Origin of the sequence: Ensifer adhaerens, assembly GCF_013283195.1 — a bacterium.
GTDB lineage: Bacteria > Pseudomonadota > Alphaproteobacteria > Rhizobiales > Rhizobiaceae > Ensifer > Ensifer adhaerens_G.
On sequence record NZ_JABEKT010000001.1, the window covers coordinates 590,441 to 608,926 of the forward strand.

Consider the following 18,486-nt stretch of genomic DNA (forward strand, 5'->3'; position numbering starts at 1 on the left):
CGGAGATCCACTCGGCACAGTCTTGGAAATGCCTTAGCCGCCGTGCTCCAGCGCCACCTTCAGCCGGTCATAGGTCGGGGCTAGGGCCCGCAAGTTGGCTGCCGCATCGGCGTCCTTTCGTGCCACCAATGGATGCTGCAGCGCGCCGATGAGCCGGGCCTGGTCGTCGGCGATGCGTGCGGCCTGGTGGTAACCGGCCCGTGCAAGGCAGGCGGCGGCGTCGGCTGCGCGGCGCGCGCCGACGCGGACGGCGAAGTGGATCATGTGCGCTCTCAGTCCCTTGTCGCAAGCGGTCTCGATGCGGGCGGCGAGCGTTTCGGCGGCTTCGGCGTTGCCAAGGGTTCTCGGGGGAACGGGCCGGTCCGTTTCCATCGACAACCATTGGATGGCGGCTGGGACCGACGCCCGTATGGTTTCGATCTCCGACATCTCGGCGACACGGACAAAGTCGGTCCGCATCGTGTAGGCATCACCGTAGCTCAACGTGTCGGCGCGCCATGCGGCCATGAAGTTGGCAAGCGGCAGGCGCGCATAGGGGTGACCCTGCGGATCGTGCATCAGCACGCTGTCCTCGTCCATCTCGAGCACCACGACGTAGTGGTCGGCATCGATCGGTCCGCTCATTCCCGGCTGGTGGCGCAGATGCCCCATCTCGACCGGGCCAATCCACACTGGTCCATCCTTGAGGGCTGCGCGCAGGCGGGAAAGCGCATCGTCCGCGTCGCCACCCTTGCTCAGGGTGGATGTCCAGCCGAGGGCCGCAAGCGCACCGTCGAATCCGGCTTCCGGATCCCAGCCATAGGGGTCGAAGAAAGGCAGGGTGCCGCCGATGAGCTGCATGCCGAACGGGCTGCCGGTGGCAAATTCGATCACCGCGGTGGAGGGCGCCTGTGCGCCGAACATCATGGCAAACGAGTTGGCGTAACAATAGGGACCGGAGCCCGTATAGGCAAAATGCATCATGATCGTCTGTCCTGTTGGTCGTCTGTAAAGTCAGGTGATGGGGTAGGCGACATCGAAGGCGGCGCCCTGGCTTCCGGGGTAGATTTCGTAGGGGCTGCCGATGCAATGGACGTCGCTTCGCGCGTCGAGCCAGCTCTCGATGGCGTCGTAGACGCGCAAGATCTGCGGGAAGTTCTCACAAGTCGGCGCTACCGGCAGAAAGACCTCGCGCCGTTTCGCCTGAAAGCGGATGCGCAGGTCTTCGGCAGGCTCGACGCTGCCTTCATAAGCAATGGCGACCTCCACCAGTCCTTCGCTGTCTCGGCTGACGGTCTCGTGGAAATGCACGGTCATGGCACCGCCGTCGGCGACCCCGCAGTCGCGGAGGTATCTTCGAATATTCGCCTCGGCACTTGCCATGAACCCATCGAGCGCCTCGATAGTGAGTTGCCGCTCGCAGGAAATCAGCTTGCAGGCCCCAACCTCGCGCATCGCAATCTTCGAGACCATCCCGGCGCCGCGGTCATCGCTCTGGCGTGCTATGGCATCGACAAGCTCGGTCTGCTCAACTAGTCGCTCGCCTTGGGCTTCGAGCCAGGACCGCAATTCGACAAGCCGGCTGTCCGCATCGAGCTCGATCAATTGGGCAATGCGCGCTATCGGAAGGCCAAGTCTGCGCAGGCGCGCGATCAGCCGCGCCCGGGCTGCCTGCTCGGGCGCATAGTAGCGGTAGCCGGTCGCTGGATCGGTATAGGCAGGCACGAGGATGCCCTGCTCGGCATAGAGCCGCAGCGCCTTCGGCGACAGTCGCGTGGCCGCACCGAAGCGGCCGGCAAGAAGATAAGAATCGCTCATGGATCCGACTGTGGGGCTCGCCCCTGGGGCGAGGTCAAGAGGCATTCTTGGCCGATGTGCTTGTCTCTGACCGGCGCTCCTTTTTACGTCATTGGGTGCGGGCGGAGGAGGGGGTGCCGCAGGGCGTCGCGACATGGCCGGAACGCCCTGTGGCGGTTTCAAGGGATCAGGCTTCCGCAGCCCGTCGCCGTGTCAACCGGCCGAGAGCGATCAGCGTGCCTATCGCCATGATCGACGAATAGCCAGCTAATGGAAATGCACTATCGCCCCCGAGCAGCACCACGGCAACAGTGCCGAGCACCCCGACGATCAGGCTTTGGATGCAGAAGTAGAGTGCGACTGCCGTACCCGCCATGTGGCCGAAGGCCTGCAGCGCTCCATTTGCGGTGACCGAGCCGGTGAAGACGATGCCGACGGCAATGACCCACATTGGAGGCACGAAGCTCCAGAACGACGGCGCGCCCACGCTCTCGCCGGTGACGAGCAGCGCCGCGCCGAGAATGAGCAGCCCCATCCCGCGGGCAAGACTGCCGGCGATGCCCCAGAGCGCCACGAAGCGTTTGGCGAAGCGGGTGGTCACGATCATCACCATCGCTACCGTTGCAAAGACCAGGCTGAAGCCGAGTTCAGAGTAACCCGCCCGATCGATGAGCACGCGCGGCGCCGTCGAGAAGAACACGAAGAACGAGCCCATCGCCGCGCTGAAGCCGAGCGTATAGGTCCAGAACGTCCCGTTCGTGAGGATCGGGCCAAAGGCCCGCCTGTGGCTTTCTGCGCCGACAGGTCGTGTTTCGTGCCATCGCAGCATGGCGTTCGCCGTCGCGACGATCGCGAGAACGCCAAGCGTGACGAAGATCGCTCGCCAGCCGAAGTGGCTGGCCAGAAGCGCGCCGGCAATCGGCCCGAACGCCGGGACGAAGGCGAGCGTCGCGCTGAAGAGCCCGTAGATGGTCACGCCCTCCGGCCGCTCCGCATAGACGTCGCGGACCGTCGCAAAGGTGGCGACAAGGGCCGCCGATGCGCCGATCGCCTGGAGGAGGCGCAGCGCGAGGAAGGCCGGCGCCGACGCGGTCGTGGCCATTAGCAGCGAGGCCGCCGCAAACAGCAGCGCCCCGCCGATCAGTACCGGACGCCGTCCGATGCGGTCGGAAACCGGCCCGAAGACGATTTGGCCGACGCCGAGAACGATCATGTAGAGGCTCAGGCTCAGCTGGATGATTGCCGGGGTGGTGCCAAGAATGCCGGGCATGGCAGGCACTATGGGAAGATAGATATCCATCGCCAGCGAGGCGAGGATGTCGAAGGGTGCCATCAGCAGCAACGCTGCCGGCACCAAATAGGTCCAGGTTGGTGATATATGGTTGGGCACGATGGAACATCCGCTCAAATGAATGACATTCGGCGGCGCTCTGCCTTGGTATCGGTGGTGTGAAATGACCGGACAGACGCCGCAACAACGATTGAAGTGTTGTTGCGGCTTACCTGGTTGCTGACTCGGTGGTCCCCATTCCGGTCTCCAAAGAAATTCTGCGCGCGTTGGTTTATGCGTGACCCGTTTACCAGCCAAGGCAGCAAACGACAACCACTTGCTGTCTCGTGACCATGATCACGACGGCGCCTTGCATCCAGAAGAATGCACGAGGCACGCTCCAGCACGTTGATTCCAAAACATGCTATCCGCCCTGAGCGAAATCACCTCAAACCGCGATACTCTGCTGATGTGTCGCCTCGCGCTGGCGTTATGGGTGTTGGCCCGGTTTCACCGTCAGCCGGTTCTCGACGGTCGTCACACCGATAACCGACCTTGCGGCGTCACCGGCGCAAGCCACGTCGGACTCGCTCTGAACCTGACCCGACAGCACGATCATTTCGCCGAGCGCAAACACGTCCATATCGGTGATATCGATGAAGGTGGCGTAGCGGATGAAGCGCAGGACCTTGCCCGCCAGATCGTCATCCTTCAGATGAGGATCGTCGTCCTGGTGGGAGTAAATGGGCTTCTCTGTTGGCATTGGCTTTATCCCGGTGCTGTTCGGGAACGCCCCGGACAAGGGAATGTTCCGGTCTTCTTGCCCCGGATCTGCGGCCTCGACCGATGCACGCAACGGGTCGCGCAACCTTGCGGGGGTGACGCGAACGGGTCTATTCCTGTCGAACCGTTCCCAAGGTTGACGCATGTCCGATATTTTTCTGAACGTTCTGCCCGTCTTCATCCTGATCCTCACAGGCTGGTTGATCGTCCGGTTTGGCTACCTGAAGCCGACCGTCGGCGATGCGCTCGGCGATTTCGTTTTCCGGGTCGCGGTGCCCGTTCTTCTGTTTCGAACGATCGCCGAGGCGGATTTCAAGGACGGCTCGCCCTGGCCGCTCTGGGTCGCCTATTTCTCCGGCGTCGCCGTCACCTGGACCATCGGCCATCTCGCAGCGACGCTCGTCTTTGGCCGCGATGCCCGCATGGGGGTGCTCGCCGGTGTTTCCTCGGCCTTCGCCAACACCGTCTTCATCGGCCTGCCGCTGGTGTCGCGCATCGTCGGCGAGGAGGGGATCGTGGCGCTCTCCATCCTGCTCTCCGTTCATCTGCCTGTCATGATGATCGCCGGCACGGTGCTGATGGAGCGCGCCGAGCGCAAGGTCAGCGGCAAGCCGGGGCAAAGCCCGCTGACGCTTTTGGGGGGTGTTGCCCGCAACCTGGCGCGCAATCCGCTGGTCATCGGCCTTGCCTGTGGCGCCGCCGTCCACCTTATCGGCCAGCCGCTGGGCGGACCGGTCAAGAGTGTTGTCGATCAGCTTGCCGCCGTTGCCGCGCCGGCCGCACTCGTGTCGATCGGCATGGCGCTCGACAAGTATGGCCTGGTCGGCAATCTCGGTCTGGCGACGGTGACGAGCGTCTTGAAGCTCGTGGTCCTGCCGGGTGTCGTCTTTGTTGCCTGTCACCTGCTCGGCCTCAACGACGACTGGACGGCGGCACTTGTCCTCACGTCCGCAGTGCCGACCGGCGTCAATGCCTGGCTGATCGCCAATCATTTCAACGTCGGTCACGCACTGGCGTCATCGACCATCACGCTGACGACCGCACTTGGTGTGGTCAGCGTTTCGGCGTGGGCCTACCTCCTGATGTAGAGCCGGTCGCCCGGGCGCAAGACAGCAAAAAGCCCGGCGCGATGGCCGGGCTTCTCGAAATCAGATCGATTGCACGCTCTGGCTTATTGGGCCGGTGCGGGCTGGCCTTCCGGAGCAGCCTGGCCTTCAGCCGGCTTGGCTTCCGCTGCGGGCGCTTCGGCCGGCTTCTCGGCGGCGCCTTCGGTGGCCGCAGCGGGAGCTGCTTCCGCAGAGGCGGCTGCATCCGGGAGAGCGGCCGGAGCGTCGGCATGTTCGCGCAGGTAGGCAATCAGGTTGGCGCGTTCGTCAGGCTTCTTGACGCCGGCGAAGCCCATGGCGGTGCCCGGAACGTGCTTCTTCGGTGCTTCGATGAAGAAGCTGAGGTGGTCGTAATCCCAAACGACCTTGCCGCCTTCGGAGAAGGTCTTCATGCCAGCCGAGTAGCTGAAGCCTTCATGCGAGGCGATCGGGCGGTTGACGAGACCCCACAGGTTGGGACCGACCTTGTTGGCCCCTCCCTTATCCACGGTGTGACAGCTTGCGCATTTCTTGAACACGGTTTCGCCGGCTGCAACGTCTGCCTTGAGGAGCAAGGGCTTGATATCGACTTCAGCCTCTTCCTGGGCGCCCGCACCAGCGTCCGCCGTGCCTTCTTCGGCAACGATCGCGAAGCCTTCCTTCTCGGGAGCCTCGGAATGGAAAATGCCTTCCGACGCAATGGATACGGACATCAGAACGAAAACCGTACCCAGAAAGGCACCCACGCCCATGTTCACATATGAGTTCATCTGCAAACGCTCCCTTTGCCACCGGCGTAAACAAAAACCCGGCCCATCTTGAAATCGCGCGGAACCTATGTCTTTTGGCTCTGCGTTGCAACAGAGATTATGGACCCCGAACTGAGACTTTTTGACACCTTCGGCGGGGTTCTTGAAGGCCACATCATGAAACGCGAAAATTCAGGCAAAGCCATCGTGCTCATTCCGGCACGCATGGCCTCCACCCGTCTGCCGGGCAAACCGCTCGCCGATATCTGCGGCCTGCCGATGATCGTCCAGGTTGCCAAACGTGCGGCGGAAGCCGATGTCGGACGCGTCGTCGTGGCCGTTGACGACCAGACTGTGTTCGATGTCGTGCGCGATGCCGGTTTCGAAGCGATCATGACGCGGATCGATCACCAGTCCGGATCAGACCGGATCTATGAGGCGCTGACGAAGGCCGATCCGCACCGTGAGGCGGAATTCGTCATCAACGTCCAGGGCGATCTGCCGACGATCGAGTCCGCTCCGATCCGCGCCTCGCTAAAGCCGCTCGTCGACAATGCCTCGACCGATATCGCCACTCTCACGGTGGCAATCACCGATGAGGAAGAGAAGAAGAGCCCCAACATCGTCAAGATCGTCGGTTCGCCGTTGTCGGCCACGCGCCTGCGCGCTCTCTATTTTACCCGCGCCACCGCGCCCTACGGCGAGGGGCCGCTCTACCACCACATCGGCCTTTACGCTTACCGGCGCCAGGCGCTCGAAAACTTCGTCGCTCTGAAGCCGTCGACGCTGGAAAAGCGCGAATCGCTCGAGCAGCTCCGGGCGCTCGAGGCCGGCATGCGCATCGATGTCGAAATCGTCGATACGGTTCCGCTTGGCGTCGATACGCCGGTCGAGCTGGAAAAAGCCCGCCGCATCCTTTCCGAAAAAGCCTGAGAAGGAAGACAGTGTGACCACGAAGACCAACAGGATCTCCTTCCAGGGCGATTACGGCGCCAACTCCGACATGGCCTGCCGCGACATGTTTCCGTCGATGGAGCCGCTTCCCTGCCAGACATTCGAAGATGCCTTCGTCGCGGTGGAGAACGGCGAGGCGGATCTGGCGATGATCCCGATCGAAAACACCATTGCCGGCCGCGTTGCCGACATTCACCACCTGCTGCCCGAATCGCGTCTTCATATCGTCGGCGAATACTTCATGCCGATCCGCTTCCAGCTGATGGTGCTGCCGGGCGTGACGCGCGACGAGATCCGCACGGTTCACAGCCACATTCATGCGCTCGGCCAGTGCCGCAAGATCGTGCGCGCCAATGGCTGGAAGCCGGTGGTTGCCGGCGATACGGCAGGGGCTGCCAAGCTGGTATCGGAACAGGGCGACCGCTCGATGGCGGCACTGGCGCCGCGGCTTGCTGCCGATCTCTACGGGCTCGAGATCGTCGCCGAGAATGTCGAGGACACGGAAAGCAACGTGACGCGCTTCGTCGTGCTGTCGCGCGAGGAAGAGCGGCTCGCCCGCAGCGCCGACGATGAACTGATCATCACCACCTTCGTGTTCAACGTGCGCAACATTCCGGCCGCCCTCTACAAGGCGATGGGCGGTTTTGCCACCAACGGCATCAACATGACGAAGCTCGAGAGCTACCAGCTCGGCGGCAAGTTTGTCGCCACGCAATTTTATGCGGATATCGAGGGCCACCCGGATGATGTCGGCGTCCGTCACGCCATGGACGAGCTGCGCTTCTTCTCCGAGAAGGTTCGCATTCTCGGCACCTACAAGGCGCACCCGATGCGGGGCGTGCTCTAAGTGTGCCCGAAGCGCGATTGCAGATAAGGCTTACCGGTTGGTTAACCGGCTACGCGTCTGGTGCATGCCTAGTCTGCAATCGCGGCGGTACCTAAATAATGTGCAAATGCCTATTTGACGCTCGTTCACATATGGAGTGTTAAAAATGAAGATCCGTCAGAAGATCGTTGAATATGCAAAAATGCGCCGTGCGATCCGCGAGCTGAATTCGCTGGATGACCACGCCCTGAGCGATATCGGTATTTCCCGTTCGCAGATCCAGGCCGCCGTTTACGGCCGCTAATCAGCACCATTCGCCGTATCCCGCCACCCAAGCTGGCGGGATACGCGCAAACCCTTGATCTAGTCATCGAAGAGGCACACGCGCAGGCGGTGTCCATCCGGGTCAAGCGCCACGAAGGTCGGTCCGAAATCCATCTTCGTCAGCTCCTGCGCAATCGTCAGGCCAGCACCTTTCCACTTTTCATAGTGCTCCCGCACCGCCTCTTCGTCTTTCACCATGAATGCCAGTTCGCAACGGTTGCCCATCTTTGATGGCTCCGGCGTCACCGTGTCCTGCGCCCAAAGCCCGAGGACGAAGCCGTCCTGCAGTTCGAACGACGAAAAGGTCGGGTAGGAGACGAGTGGCTCCTTGTCGAGCAGCTTGCTGTAAAAGCCGACGCTTGCCAGCGGATCGGCGACATAGAGAATTATGAGATTTGCCTTGGCCATGATCTGTCTCCTTTTTGGGAGTTGCAGATTAGCGTGCACCGCTGCCAGTTTCTGTCAGCATTGATTGCCGTCTTCGTTGCGCGTCTTGTCGATGGAAGATGCGCTCCAAGCATTTCGCTCGAAATGCCTCAGGCCGAACCGACACGCCTGCCTTCGGGCGGGCCGATGTTCTGGGTCTCCCGCCATTCCCGAAGCAACACCTGCCGCCGTCGCCCATAGCGCGTCTCGCTGATGTCGGCCTGCCGGATTCGGTCGGTCCGGAAGTGCCGGAACCCCTGGCGTAGCTCGCACCATGCAACCAGCACCCGAACATTCTCGAAGAAGCCGAGCGCAAACGGCCAGACGGTGCGACGCGTCTCGCCGCCATCCGTATCGATATAGCTGAGATCGAGCTTGCGCTCGTGGCGTATCGCCTTGCGCAACAGCGAAACGTCGATGCGATCGGCGACGGGCGCGACTGGCCCGACAAGCAGCGTCGAGGCATCGAGTTCTTCACGAAGATCTGCCGGCAGAACCGCCGCGATCTTGGCGAGCGCATCGCCGGCTGCCGTCGCCAGATGGGTGTCTGCGCGTTTTGCCACCCAGCGTGAGCCAAGCACCAAGGCTTCGATCTCCTCCTGCGAGAACATCATCGGCGGCAGCATGAAACCGGGTTTGAGGACATAGCCGAGCCCCGGCTCGCCCTCGATATCGGCGCCCTGGGCCTGCAGGCTGGCGATATCGCGGTAGAGCGTCCTGAGGCTGACGCCGGTTTTCTCCGCCAGCCGCCGGCCGCTGACGGGCTGACGGTAGCGTCTGAGAACCTGCAGCAGGTCGAGCAGCCGTTCGGAGCGGGACAAGGCAAGTCTCCTCGTATCGGCCGGTCTGTGCTCAGCCGTGCTCGCCCCAGGCCAGCCAGTCGCGCATCAGCCGGTGGGCGATGGCGCCCTTCGGCGGCGGGATATGCTCGTTGCCGGTGTCGGCGACACCCGTCGTGCGCTCCAGCATCGCCGCCGTCTCGTCGCGCGTGAACCAGCGAACGTCTTCGAGTTCCTGCTCGTCGCGCTTGATCACTGTGGATTTCGCTTCGGCATAGCAGCCGATCATCAGCGTGTGCGGCATCGGCCAGGGCTGCGAGGCATGGTAGCGCACGCGGCCGACATGGATGCCGGATTCCTCGTGGGTTTCGCGGCGCACGGCATTTTCGATAGTCTCGCCCGGCTCGACGAAGCCGGCGAGGCACGAATACATGCCGGCGGTGAAGTGCGGGCTGCGGCCGAGCAGGCAGAGGTCGCGCTCCAGATCGATGGTCATCATGATGACGACGGGGTCGGTGCGCGGGAAGACCATGTGGCCGCAGGCAGTGCAGGCCCGGCGATAACCGCCTGATTTGCCCTCCATCGGTCCGGCACAACGGCCGCAGAAGCGGTTGTTGGCGTTCCAGGTGATCAGGCTCGAGCCTTGAGCGAACTGGCCGAGAAGCTCTTCCGGCAGCATCTGCTGACGATAGAGTGTGCGCCCGTCGGCGATCTTGAACGGCTCGGCGACATTGTCCTCGGTCAAGCCCGTCGGCACGGCCAGCCGCGGCTCACCGTTTGGCAGGTAGCCGAGCAAAATGGTCTCGTCGAGCACCGGATCCAGCCCCTCGAGCTCATAGGGGGCAAACAGCGGATCGATGATCTTCTCGTCGTGCTTGACGATCAGCTTGGGTCCGGAAAATGCGAGGAAATGGGCGCCAGGATGCTTGAGCGCAACTTCGATGCAATCGTCGGCGCGGTGCTCCGACTGGCGATCCAGGTGGTTCTCGGAAAAGGCGACGAGGGTGCTCGGCTCCGGATGGGGGCTTCGAAGGTCAAAGATTGATTTCGTCATGTTCAGAGATTTTCCAGAATGCGGGCTGCAAATGCCTGGCGGTCTTTCTCGCCCCAGGGCTCCGACTTGCCGAAGCCCCAGACGGGGCCGGGCCAGTTCGGGTCGCCGTCGCTGCGGGCGATGATATGCACATGGAGCTGCCGGACGATATTGCCGAGCGCACCGACATTGATCTTCTCGGCACCGGTGACTTTTTTCAAGGCGGTTGCCACCATGTTGGTCTCGAATGTCAGCATCGTCTGGTCGAGCGGCGACAGATCGAAAATCTCGGAGATACCCCCGCGTTGGGGAATGAGCACCAGCCAGGGCCAGCGGCGATCGTTCATCAGGCGCATTTGGCAGAGGCCGATCGAGGCGATCGGGATGCCATCGCGTTCAAGCCGCTCGTCAAGGGTGAATGTCGTCAAGAAGGTCTCCTTGGGCCGTGAGCGGATTCGCCTTGTTTTGCATATCGATATCAGTTTTTTGATGGCTTGGCTTGCATTTGCTTGCGATATTGCCGATATGGGAGCCGGGAGGTTGGTGGTGGACGAGCCACTCGCCAACCGGGTCAGGTCCGGAAGGAAGCAGCCCTAACGAGCCCCGGCACGGGTCATCGTGCCAGCCTCCCACCTGCCTGATTGCTGAGATCGAAACCGCTCTCAGCAATCAGGCAGCACCACACGCTGTTGCGGTGACCAGGCGCATCCCATGCGACGCGCGGTGCCGTAAATCCGTCCTGTCGGGACACGAATTCATTAAGCGGCAGGGTCGATGAGCGACGAAACGTCCATTTCATCCGAACAGAAACCAGCCGCCTACCGCGTTCTGGCGCGCAAGTATCGCCCCAAGGATTTCTCCGACCTGATGGTCGGTCAGGAGCCGATGGTGCGCACGCTGACCAACGCGTTCGAAACCGGTCGTATCGCGCAAGCCTATATGCTGACCGGCGTACGCGGGGTGGGCAAGACCACCACCGCCCGCATTCTCGCCCGTGCGCTGAACTACAAGACACCCGACATCGATCGACCGACCATCGACCTGCGCGTGCCCGGCGAGCACTGCCAGGCGATCATGGACGGGCGCCATGTCGACGTCATCGAGATGGACGCCGCGTCGCATACCGGTATCGACGATATCCGCGAGATCATCGAGCAGGTGCGCTACCGCCCGGTTTCGGCGCGCTACAAGGTCTATATCATCGACGAAGTGCACATGCTGTCGACGCAGGCCTTCAACGGCCTCTTGAAGACGCTCGAAGAGCCGCCGGAGCATGTGAAGTTCATCTTCGCCACCACCGAAATCCGCAAGGTGCCGATCACGGTCCTGTCGCGCTGTCAGCGTTTTGACCTCAGGCGCATCAGCGGCTCCGACCTCGTCGGCCTGTTTTCTACCATTCTCGGCAAGGAAGGCGTTTCCTTTGACCCGGAAGCGCTGGCAATGGTGGCGCGTGCGGCCGAAGGCTCGGCGCGCGACGGCCTGTCGCTGCTTGACCAGGCGATCGCCCATGGCGGCGGTTCCGTCGAGGTCGAGACCGTCCGCTCGATGCTCGGTCTTGCCGATCGCGCCCGGATCGTCGATCTGTTCGATCATATCGTCCGGGGCGATGTTGCCGCAGCGCTTGGCGAGTTCACGGCCCAATACGAGGCGGGCGCCAACCCGACGGTGGTGCTGACCGATCTTGCCGATTTCACCCATCTCGTCACCCGGCTGAAATACGTGCCGGATGCCGCCAGCGATCAGTCCCTGAGCGAGATCGAGCGGACGCGCGGCGCGGACTTTGCCGGCAGTGTCGCCGTCAGCACGCTGTCGCGCATCTGGCAGATGCTGTTGAAGGGCATTCCCGAGGCCGAGAGCTCGTCGCGCCCGGCGGGTGCTGCGGAAATGGTGCTGATCCGGCTTGCCCATGCGGCCCATCTTCCCTCGCCGGAAGACGCGGCAAGACGTGTGCTCGAACTGTCGGGCAGCGATGGCGGCGGTGCCCGTCCGGCCCCAGGTGGCGGCAATGGCGGCGGCATGCAGGCGTCAGTCGGTGCACCCGTGCAGGCACAGGCCATCCAGCCGGCATCGATGGGACGACCGACCGGCAACGGCGCAACGATGCTGCGCGCGGTTCCCGATGTCAGCCCTCAGCCGATCAGCGTCGGACAAATCGAAGAGCGGCCCGCCATCGCGCCTGTCGCCAAGGCGCAAGCCTCGGTGCCGGTCAATTCGGTCAGCGACATCGCCGACCTCTGCGGCAAGAACAAGGACATCAAGCTGAAGACGCTGGTGCGCGGCTTCGTGCGGCTGGTTCGCATCGAGCCCGGGCGTCTCGATGTCAATGTGACCGATGATGCGCCCAAGACCTTGCTCGGCGAACTCGCCGTCAAGCTCAAGGAGTGGACCGGCATTCACTGGATCGTCAGCTACAGCCGCGAGCCCGGCGAGCCGACCCTGATCGAAGCCGAGCAACGGGCCCAGGAGAAGCGCGTCAGCGACGCGCGCCAGGATCCTGATGTGGCGGCCATCCTCGCCCGTTTTCCGGGCGCCAAGATCACCGACGTGCGCATCCGCGCCGTCGAGGAAGAGGAGGCCGAGAGCGTTGCTCCGGCCACAGCCGAATCTGCCGATGGCGATATCGTCCCCGGCGACGATATCGAATAGTCCGTCGGACGAACGACCGGAAATTTCTAGAGAACAGGAGACGACGATGCGCGACATCATGGGGATGATGGGCAAGGTCAAGGAAATGCAGGCCAAGATGGAGAAGATGCAGGCGGAAATCGCCGCGCTCGAAGTCGACGGCACCTCCGGCGGCGGTCTCGTCACCGTCCGTCTCGATGGCAAGGGCACCCTGAAGAGCCTGAAGATCGATCCGTCGCTGTTCAAGGAAGACGACGTCGAGATTCTTGAAGACCTGATCGTCGCAGCACACAAGGACGCCAAGGACAAGGCCGAGGCAGTGCAGGCCGAAAAGACCCGCGAACTCACCGCCGGCCTGCCGATCCCGCCCGGCATGAAGCTGCCGTTCTGATCGCCTTCTTCGTCTGGCGTTGAATGGCGACCGCCGCTCACCGGTATCGGTGAGCGTCTGTTCGCATCTCGCGATCCATGTGCTTTGCAATGTGCCGGCGGCTCGTCCGCATGGCGCATTGGTGTCTGGCACTTCGCGTCGGCCCGGACTGGCGCCGGCTGCAAAGCATGGTAAATTGCCGCCTCCCGAGGAGGATCGCGCATGACCATGACGTCCCTGCTTATCTTTGCCGGCGCCTTGCTGGTTGCGGCCGGATCGCCCGGGCCGAGTGTCGCAGCGCTTGTCGCACGTGTGCTCTCGAAGGGCGCGCGCGACGTGCTGCCCTTCCTCGTGGCGCTCTGGATCGGCGAGGCCATCTGGCTGTCGTTTGCGGTGGCGGGTCTCGCAGCGATTGCCGAAAGCTTCCATCTGCTGTTCGTCGCCATCAAGTGGTTGGGCGTCGCCTACCTTCTCTATCTCGCCTGGAAGATGTGGACGGCGGAGCCGGATATGCCCGGCGACAGCCTGCCGCAGTCGCGCTCCGCCTCCAAGCTGTTCTTCGCCGGCCTGACGGTCACGCTCGGCAATCCCAAGGTGATGATGTTCTACGTTGCGCTGCTGCCGTCGATCATCGATCTGCGCTCGGTGACCCTGATCGGCTGGATGCAGCTGGTTGCGACCATGCTGGTGGTTCTGGTCGTGGTCGATCTCGGCTGGGTGACCATGGCTGCCAATGCCCGAAAGCTGCTGAAGAGCAAGCGCGCCGTTCGCATCGCCAACCGTGCCAGTGCGGGAACCATCGCCGGCGCGGCTGTCGTCATCGCCACCCGTTGAGTTCTGCTTCGACGCATCTTTCGGCCCCTGTGCTATCGCGGCCGGAAGCCGCGTCATATTCCGGCAAGGCGATTCCGTTTGTCGGCGATATGGGCTAAAAGCGCCGGATGGCAAAGCGAGTCACCGGTCCCGAAATCGAAAAACTGATCCAGCTTCTGGCAAAGGTGCCGGGGCTGGGGCCGCGTTCGGCGCGGCGCGCGGCACTGCATCTGGTCAAGAAGAAGGACCAGCTGCTCGGGCCGCTGGCGGAAGCCATGGGCGAGGCCCATCGCAAGGTGCGCATCTGCTCGTGCTGCGGCAATGTCGATACGATCGACCCCTGCACGGTCTGCGCCGACGAACGCCGCGACCACACGGTGATCATCGTTGTCGAGGATGTCGCCGATCTCTGGGCGCTGGAGCGTGCCGCAGCCATGAACGCTGCCTACCACGTGCTCGGCGGCACGCTGTCGCCGCTCGATGGCGTCGGTCCCGATGATCTCAACATCAAGGGGCTGGTGCAGCGCGTGGCCAATGGCGGTGTGCGCGAGCTGATCATCGCCGTCAACGCCACCGTGGAAGGCCAGACCACCGCCCACTACATCACCGACCAGCTCGAAGGCATGGCGGTGAAGATCACCCGGCTTGCCCATGGCGTGCCGGTTGGCGGCGAGCTCGACTATCTCGACGAGGGTACGCTGGCTGCCGCCCTTCGTGCCCGCACCTCGATCTGACGCCATGAACGTGCGGGGTCTTCGCCCCGACCGCCCGCGATCCAACCGATAGGGAACCGGATGCTGAGATTTCTATCACTGTCGACCTTGCTGTTCTGCGTTCTCGCGGGCTTGGCCCAGGCGGCCTCCAAGGCTGAGGTCGAGACCCAGTTTCGCCAGTGGCTTCAGCGCGATCTCTGGCCGGAAGCCGAAAAGTCTGGGGTTTCGGCACGCTCCTTCAAGGCGGCATTCGCGGACGTGAAGCTCAACTGGGACCTGCCAGACCTAGCACCTCCCGGTTTTCCCAAGCCCAAGGAGCAGAAGCAGAGCCAGGCGGAGTTTTCCTCGCCCGGCAGCTACTTCTCGGAAAAACGTCTGCAGGGACTGGCGGCAACCGGGCGCAGCCTTGCCTCCACTCACGCCTCCACCTTGAAGCGGATCGAGAAGACCTATGGCGTGCCGGCATCGGTGGTCGTGGCGATCTGGGGTCGCGAATCCGGCTTCGGCCGCGCCAAGATCCCCTATCCCGTCGTCGACGTGCTGGCGACGAAGGCCTTCATGTCGACCCGGCCGGACCTGTTCCGCCGCGAGCTGATCGCCGCCTTGCACATTCTGGAAAGCGGCGACGTCGAGGAGGCATCGATGCGTGGCTCCTGGGCCGGCGCCATGGGGCAGCCGCAGTTCATGCCGTCGAGCTTCCTGCAATATGCCGTCGATTTCGACGGCGACGGTCGCCGCGACATCTGGAATTCGGTTCCAGACAGCCTGGCCTCGATCGCCAACTACCTCGTCAAGAAGGGCTGGCAGCGCGGCCGCGACTGGGGCTTCGAAGTGTCGATCCCGGCTGGCGTTTCCTGTGCGCAGGAAGGGCCCGATCTCGCCCGGCCGATGTCCGACTGGGCGGCCAAGGGCATCACCCGCATTTCCGGCAAGGCGTTTCCCTCGCATGAGCTTTCCGCGCCCTCGATGATGCTGGTTCCGGCCGGCACCCACGGGCCCGAGTTCATCGTCACGCCGAATTTCTACGTGCTCAAGGAGTACAACAACTCCGACCTCTATGCGCTGTTCATCGGCAATTTGGCCGACCGCATCGGCTCAGGCGGTGGTGCGTTCCGCGGCACCTGGGGCGATGTCGGCAACATGCTGCGCTCGGATGTACTGTCGATGCAGAAGGCGCTGGTCGCCAAGGGCTACGACGTCGGCAAGGCCGACGGTCTTGCCGGCTACAAGACCCGCCGCTCGCTCGGCGACTGGCAGGCCAAGAACGGTCTGGCGCCGACCTGCTTTCCCGATGCCTCGCTGAAGGCGAAGCTTCGGTAAGCGGTCACTCTCCTTGGGCGGCGAGCAGTCCGGGCCGTTCGGCTTCGATTGGATGGGACTGCGCCCGCGACCGGGCGCAGTCGGTCAGTGCATGTCGACGTCGACTTGGCGCTTGTAGCGCTCGTAATGGGTCGGAACGATCGTCTGGCGCTCGATCATCCGGTGGACCCGCGGTGGTGCAGCACCCCGATGTAACGCGGTCAGCTTCTCTCCGACCGAGGCGTCAGCCTGGGTGCGCCGCTGGTTGTGGCGCACATACTCCACCCAGGTCGGCACATGATAGGTTTCCGTCCAGGTCGTCGGGATTTCGAGATCCCGCATAAGCGCCCAGTGGCCGGCACCGTCGCGGATGCGGATGCGCCGCCGCTCTGCCATGGTCTCCAGGAACTCGGGAATGTCGGCATCGTCGATCTCGTAATCGATCATGATCACGATCGGTCCGCTGCGGGGTTTCAGGTCCAGTTCGAGCAGCGGCTCGTTGAAGCGGTTGAGCGGATCGAGGTTGAGCGACTTGAACTCCGGCAAGGGCAGGCGCAGGCCGACGGCCGCGCCCGCCAGCATCAAGAGACAGGAGACGAAAAGCGCGTTGGTGGCGCCATGGAGTTCGGCCGTCGTGCCCCAGAGCCAGCTGCCGCCGGCAATACCGCCAAAGGTCATGGTCTGGTAGAGCGACAGCGCCCGGCCGACCACCCAGCGTGGGGCCGAAAGCTGAACAGTGGTGTTGAACAGCGACAGCGCCAGCACCCAGGATGCGCCTGAGGCCAGCAGCATGAGACAGCTCAACCACGCATAGGGGCTGAAGGCAATGACGAGGGTGCTTAACGCAAAGCCGCCGAAGGCCACGCGCACGATCGCTTCGCTCGACATCATTTCGCGCAATCTTGCGCTCAGCAACGCCCCGCCGATCGCGCCGAGCCCGAAGGCGCCGAGCATCAGGCCGTAGGTGAGCGGACCGCCCTTGACGAGATCGCGCGCCACCAGCGGCAGCAGCGCCAGAATGGCGCTTGCCGACAGGCCGAACAGGAAGCCGCGCACCAGCACCTTGCCGATATTGGGCGACATCACGACATAGCGCAGGCCCGCCGTGATCGCCCGGCCGAGCGTTTCGCGCGGCAGCGGGCTCATGGTCACTTCGCGTCGCCAGCGCACCAGCGCAAAGAGGATGGCGAAGTAGCTGAGCGTGTTGGCGGCAAAGGCGGCCGCCGCACCCGCGGTCGCGACGATCACGCCGCCGATGGCCGGGCCGACGCTGCGGGTGATGTTGAAGCCCATGCTGTTGAGGGCGACGGCCGCCGGCAGGTCGTCGCGCGGAACCATGTCGCCGACCGAGGCCTGCCAGGACGGGTTGTTGAGCGCGGTGCCGCAGCCGATCAGAAATGTGAAGAGCAGTAGCAGCCAGGGCGTGATGATGCCGAGATAGGCGCAGACGGTCAGAAGCGCCGACACCGTCAGCATGAAACACTGGGCCACAAGCATGATCCGCCGCCGGTCGAAATTGTCGGCGAGCGCACCGGAGACCAGCGAGAACATCATGATGGGAAGCGAGGTCGAGGCCTGCACCAGCGCGACCATGTTGGCCGATGAGGAAATCGACGTCATCAGCCAGGCGGCGCCGACCGTCTGGATCAGGCCGCCGAAGTTGGAGGCGAGGCTTGCGATCCAGATGGTGCGAAAGATGTCGTGCTTGAAGGGGGCAAGTGGCGAAATACGGGTGGGCACCTCGTCTTCCCTCTCGTGTCTTTTGATTGCGATATCGAAGCGGTTCGTTGCCTGTTATAAACCTCGAAGACCGAAGTGCCAGCCGCTGAAACTTGCCGTCGCATCGATTGACTGTCGCCCGCACCCCGCAGGCGCCTTAGGCGGCCTCCGGTCGAACACCTTGCAATTTGCGGCAACGAGGCGTATATGGGCCTCAAATTCTTGATCGGTAGATGAAGAGTGGGCCCGTCAGGACCCGCTCTTTTTTATTACCCGGTCCCATGAGGAGACATCGTTTGTCCGATCCGACAACCGCTGAAAATGAACTTGAACCCCGCCTGATCACCGAAACCGGTCTCGATCAGCGCATTGCCGACATCATCGAACCGGTGCTGATACCGATGGGCTATCGCCTGGTGCGCGTGCGCATGTCCGGCCAGAACGGCATGACGCTGCAGATCATGGCCGAGCGCAATGACGGCACCATGACCGTCGAAGATTGCGAAGCGATCTCGATGGCCATTTCCCCGGTTCTCGATGTGGAAGATCCGGTCGACAAGGCGTATCATCTGGAAGTGTCGTCGCCCGGCATCGATCGCCCGATGGTTCGCAAGTCGGATTTCTTCCGCTGGCAGGGTCACCTCCTGAAATGCGAAACCTCGGTGCTGGTCGAGGGCCGCAAGCGTTTCCGTGGTAAGATCGTGTCCGTGGATGCGGATGGTTTCCAGATCGAGCGCGATCAGCCTGCCTATGGCGAGGAAGCGACGGTCACCATTCCGTTCACCACGCTTGCGGAGGCGCGGTTGATCCTGACCGACGATCTGATCCGCGACGCCCTGACAGCCGACAAGAAGGCGAAGGCAGCGCGTGCCGCGAACGAGAATTTCGAAGACGAAGATTCACCTATCGAAGAATAAAAGCCGGGGCGGTGCTTGAGGCCCC

20 protein-coding genes and 1 other RNA gene are annotated in these 18,486 nt (G+C 63.1%); 11 read left to right on the forward strand and 10 right to left on the reverse strand.

Annotated elements, in window-relative coordinates:
• Positions 1-33 precede the first annotated feature (33 nt).
• The 4 genes from LPJGGPFB_RS02670 to LPJGGPFB_RS02685 form a co-directional block, all read right to left on the reverse strand.
• On the reverse strand, positions 34-963 hold the full coding sequence (locus tag LPJGGPFB_RS02670) for a hypothetical protein (protein WP_173418616.1): 930 nt from the start codon (positions 961-963) through the stop codon (positions 34-36).
• 30 nt (positions 964-993) lie between these two features.
• On the reverse strand, positions 994-1,797 hold the full coding sequence (locus LPJGGPFB_RS02675; RefSeq protein ID WP_173418617.1) for a MerR family transcriptional regulator: 804 nt from the start codon (positions 1,795-1,797) through the stop codon (positions 994-996).
• A gap of 166 nt (positions 1,798-1,963) precedes the next feature.
• The gene (gene cml, locus LPJGGPFB_RS02680; RefSeq protein WP_427858190.1) at positions 1,964-3,154 is read right to left on the reverse strand and encodes a CmlA/FloR family chloramphenicol efflux MFS transporter; all 1,191 of its coding nucleotides are present in this window, start codon (positions 3,152-3,154) and stop codon (positions 1,964-1,966) included.
• A gap of 382 nt (positions 3,155-3,536) precedes the next feature.
• Positions 3,537-3,809, reverse strand: coding sequence for a BON domain-containing protein (locus tag LPJGGPFB_RS02685; protein ID WP_173418619.1), 273 nt, complete (start codon positions 3,807-3,809; stop codon positions 3,537-3,539).
• Positions 3,810-3,972: 163 nt separating this feature from the next.
• Between LPJGGPFB_RS02685 and LPJGGPFB_RS02690 the strand changes: the two genes are divergently transcribed.
• Positions 3,973-4,917: an AEC family transporter gene (locus LPJGGPFB_RS02690; RefSeq protein WP_173418620.1), complete on the forward strand. Its 945-nt coding sequence runs from the start codon at positions 3,973-3,975 to the stop codon at positions 4,915-4,917.
• Positions 4,918-5,000: 83 nt separating this feature from the next.
• Here the strand turns inward: LPJGGPFB_RS02690 and LPJGGPFB_RS02695 are convergent, their stop codons facing one another.
• A complete protein-coding gene (locus LPJGGPFB_RS02695) occupies positions 5,001-5,684 on the reverse strand; it encodes a c-type cytochrome (RefSeq protein WP_173418621.1) in 684 nt (227 codons plus the stop codon).
• A 156-nt stretch (positions 5,685-5,840) separates the two neighbouring features.
• Between LPJGGPFB_RS02695 and LPJGGPFB_RS02700 the strand changes: the two genes are divergently transcribed.
• From LPJGGPFB_RS02700 to LPJGGPFB_RS02710, 3 genes are all read left to right on the forward strand, one after another.
• On the forward strand, positions 5,841-6,596 hold the full coding sequence (locus LPJGGPFB_RS02700) for a 3-deoxy-manno-octulosonate cytidylyltransferase (protein WP_173418622.1): 756 nt from the start codon (positions 5,841-5,843) through the stop codon (positions 6,594-6,596).
• Positions 6,597-6,609: 13 nt separating this feature from the next.
• Complete coding sequence (locus LPJGGPFB_RS02705; protein ID WP_173418623.1) at positions 6,610-7,464, forward strand: prephenate dehydratase; 855 nt, start codon at positions 6,610-6,612, stop codon at positions 7,462-7,464.
• 145 nt (positions 7,465-7,609) lie between these two features.
• Positions 7,610-7,747: a DUF1127 domain-containing protein gene (locus tag LPJGGPFB_RS02710; RefSeq protein ID WP_065784874.1), complete on the forward strand. Its 138-nt coding sequence runs from the start codon at positions 7,610-7,612 to the stop codon at positions 7,745-7,747.
• Positions 7,748-7,806: 59 nt separating this feature from the next.
• Here the strand turns inward: LPJGGPFB_RS02710 and LPJGGPFB_RS02715 are convergent, their stop codons facing one another.
• The 4 genes from LPJGGPFB_RS02715 to LPJGGPFB_RS02730 form a co-directional block, all read right to left on the reverse strand.
• Positions 7,807-8,175, reverse strand: a complete 369-nt coding sequence (locus LPJGGPFB_RS02715; RefSeq protein ID WP_173418624.1) for a VOC family protein — start codon at positions 8,173-8,175, stop codon at positions 7,807-7,809.
• Positions 8,176-8,303: 128 nt separating this feature from the next.
• Entirely contained in the window at positions 8,304-9,014 is a 711-nt protein-coding gene (locus tag LPJGGPFB_RS02720) for a helix-turn-helix transcriptional regulator (protein WP_173418625.1), read from the reverse strand.
• Positions 9,015-9,045: 31 nt separating this feature from the next.
• Positions 9,046-10,026 (reverse strand): NAD(+) diphosphatase, encoded by a 981-nt coding sequence (gene nudC / locus LPJGGPFB_RS02725; RefSeq protein WP_173418626.1) that lies wholly within the window; start codon positions 10,024-10,026, stop codon positions 9,046-9,048.
• Between the two features lie 2 nt (positions 10,027-10,028).
• Positions 10,029-10,433 carry an HIT domain-containing protein gene (locus tag LPJGGPFB_RS02730; protein ID WP_173418627.1) on the reverse strand — a complete coding sequence of 135 codons (405 nt, stop codon included), beginning with the start codon at positions 10,431-10,433 and terminating at the stop codon, positions 10,029-10,031.
• Positions 10,434-10,540: 107 nt separating this feature from the next.
• Between LPJGGPFB_RS02730 and ffs the strand changes: the two genes are divergently transcribed.
• The 6 genes from ffs to LPJGGPFB_RS02760 all read left to right on the forward strand — a co-directional run bounded on the left by ffs (position 10,541) and on the right by LPJGGPFB_RS02760 (position 15,846).
• Positions 10,541-10,638, forward strand: an RNA gene (gene ffs / locus LPJGGPFB_RS02735) — signal recognition particle sRNA small type.
• A 141-nt stretch (positions 10,639-10,779) separates the two neighbouring features.
• Positions 10,780-12,651 (forward strand): DNA polymerase III subunit gamma/tau, encoded by a 1,872-nt coding sequence (locus LPJGGPFB_RS02740; RefSeq protein WP_173418628.1) that lies wholly within the window; start codon positions 10,780-10,782, stop codon positions 12,649-12,651.
• 46 nt (positions 12,652-12,697) lie between these two features.
• A complete protein-coding gene (locus tag LPJGGPFB_RS02745) occupies positions 12,698-13,021 on the forward strand; it encodes a YbaB/EbfC family nucleoid-associated protein (protein ID WP_029742357.1) in 324 nt (107 codons plus the stop codon).
• 201 nt (positions 13,022-13,222) lie between these two features.
• On the forward strand, positions 13,223-13,834 hold the full coding sequence (locus LPJGGPFB_RS02750) for a LysE family translocator (RefSeq protein ID WP_173418629.1): 612 nt from the start codon (positions 13,223-13,225) through the stop codon (positions 13,832-13,834).
• A 107-nt stretch (positions 13,835-13,941) separates the two neighbouring features.
• Complete coding sequence (gene recR / locus LPJGGPFB_RS02755) at positions 13,942-14,547, forward strand: recombination mediator RecR (RefSeq protein WP_173418630.1); 606 nt, start codon at positions 13,942-13,944, stop codon at positions 14,545-14,547.
• A gap of 60 nt (positions 14,548-14,607) precedes the next feature.
• Complete coding sequence (locus tag LPJGGPFB_RS02760) at positions 14,608-15,846, forward strand: lytic murein transglycosylase (RefSeq protein ID WP_173418631.1); 1,239 nt, start codon at positions 14,608-14,610, stop codon at positions 15,844-15,846.
• Between the two features lie 84 nt (positions 15,847-15,930).
• On the opposite strand, the gene LPJGGPFB_RS02765 is transcribed toward LPJGGPFB_RS02760, so the two are convergent.
• Positions 15,931-17,565 (reverse strand): MFS transporter, encoded by a 1,635-nt coding sequence (locus LPJGGPFB_RS02765; protein WP_173418632.1) that lies wholly within the window; start codon positions 17,563-17,565, stop codon positions 15,931-15,933.
• 275 nt (positions 17,566-17,840) lie between these two features.
• Between LPJGGPFB_RS02765 and rimP the strand changes: the two genes are divergently transcribed.
• Positions 17,841-18,461 (forward strand): ribosome maturation factor RimP, encoded by a 621-nt coding sequence (gene rimP / locus LPJGGPFB_RS02770; protein ID WP_173418633.1) that lies wholly within the window; start codon positions 17,841-17,843, stop codon positions 18,459-18,461.
• The last annotated feature ends 25 nt before the right edge of the window (positions 18,462-18,486 follow it).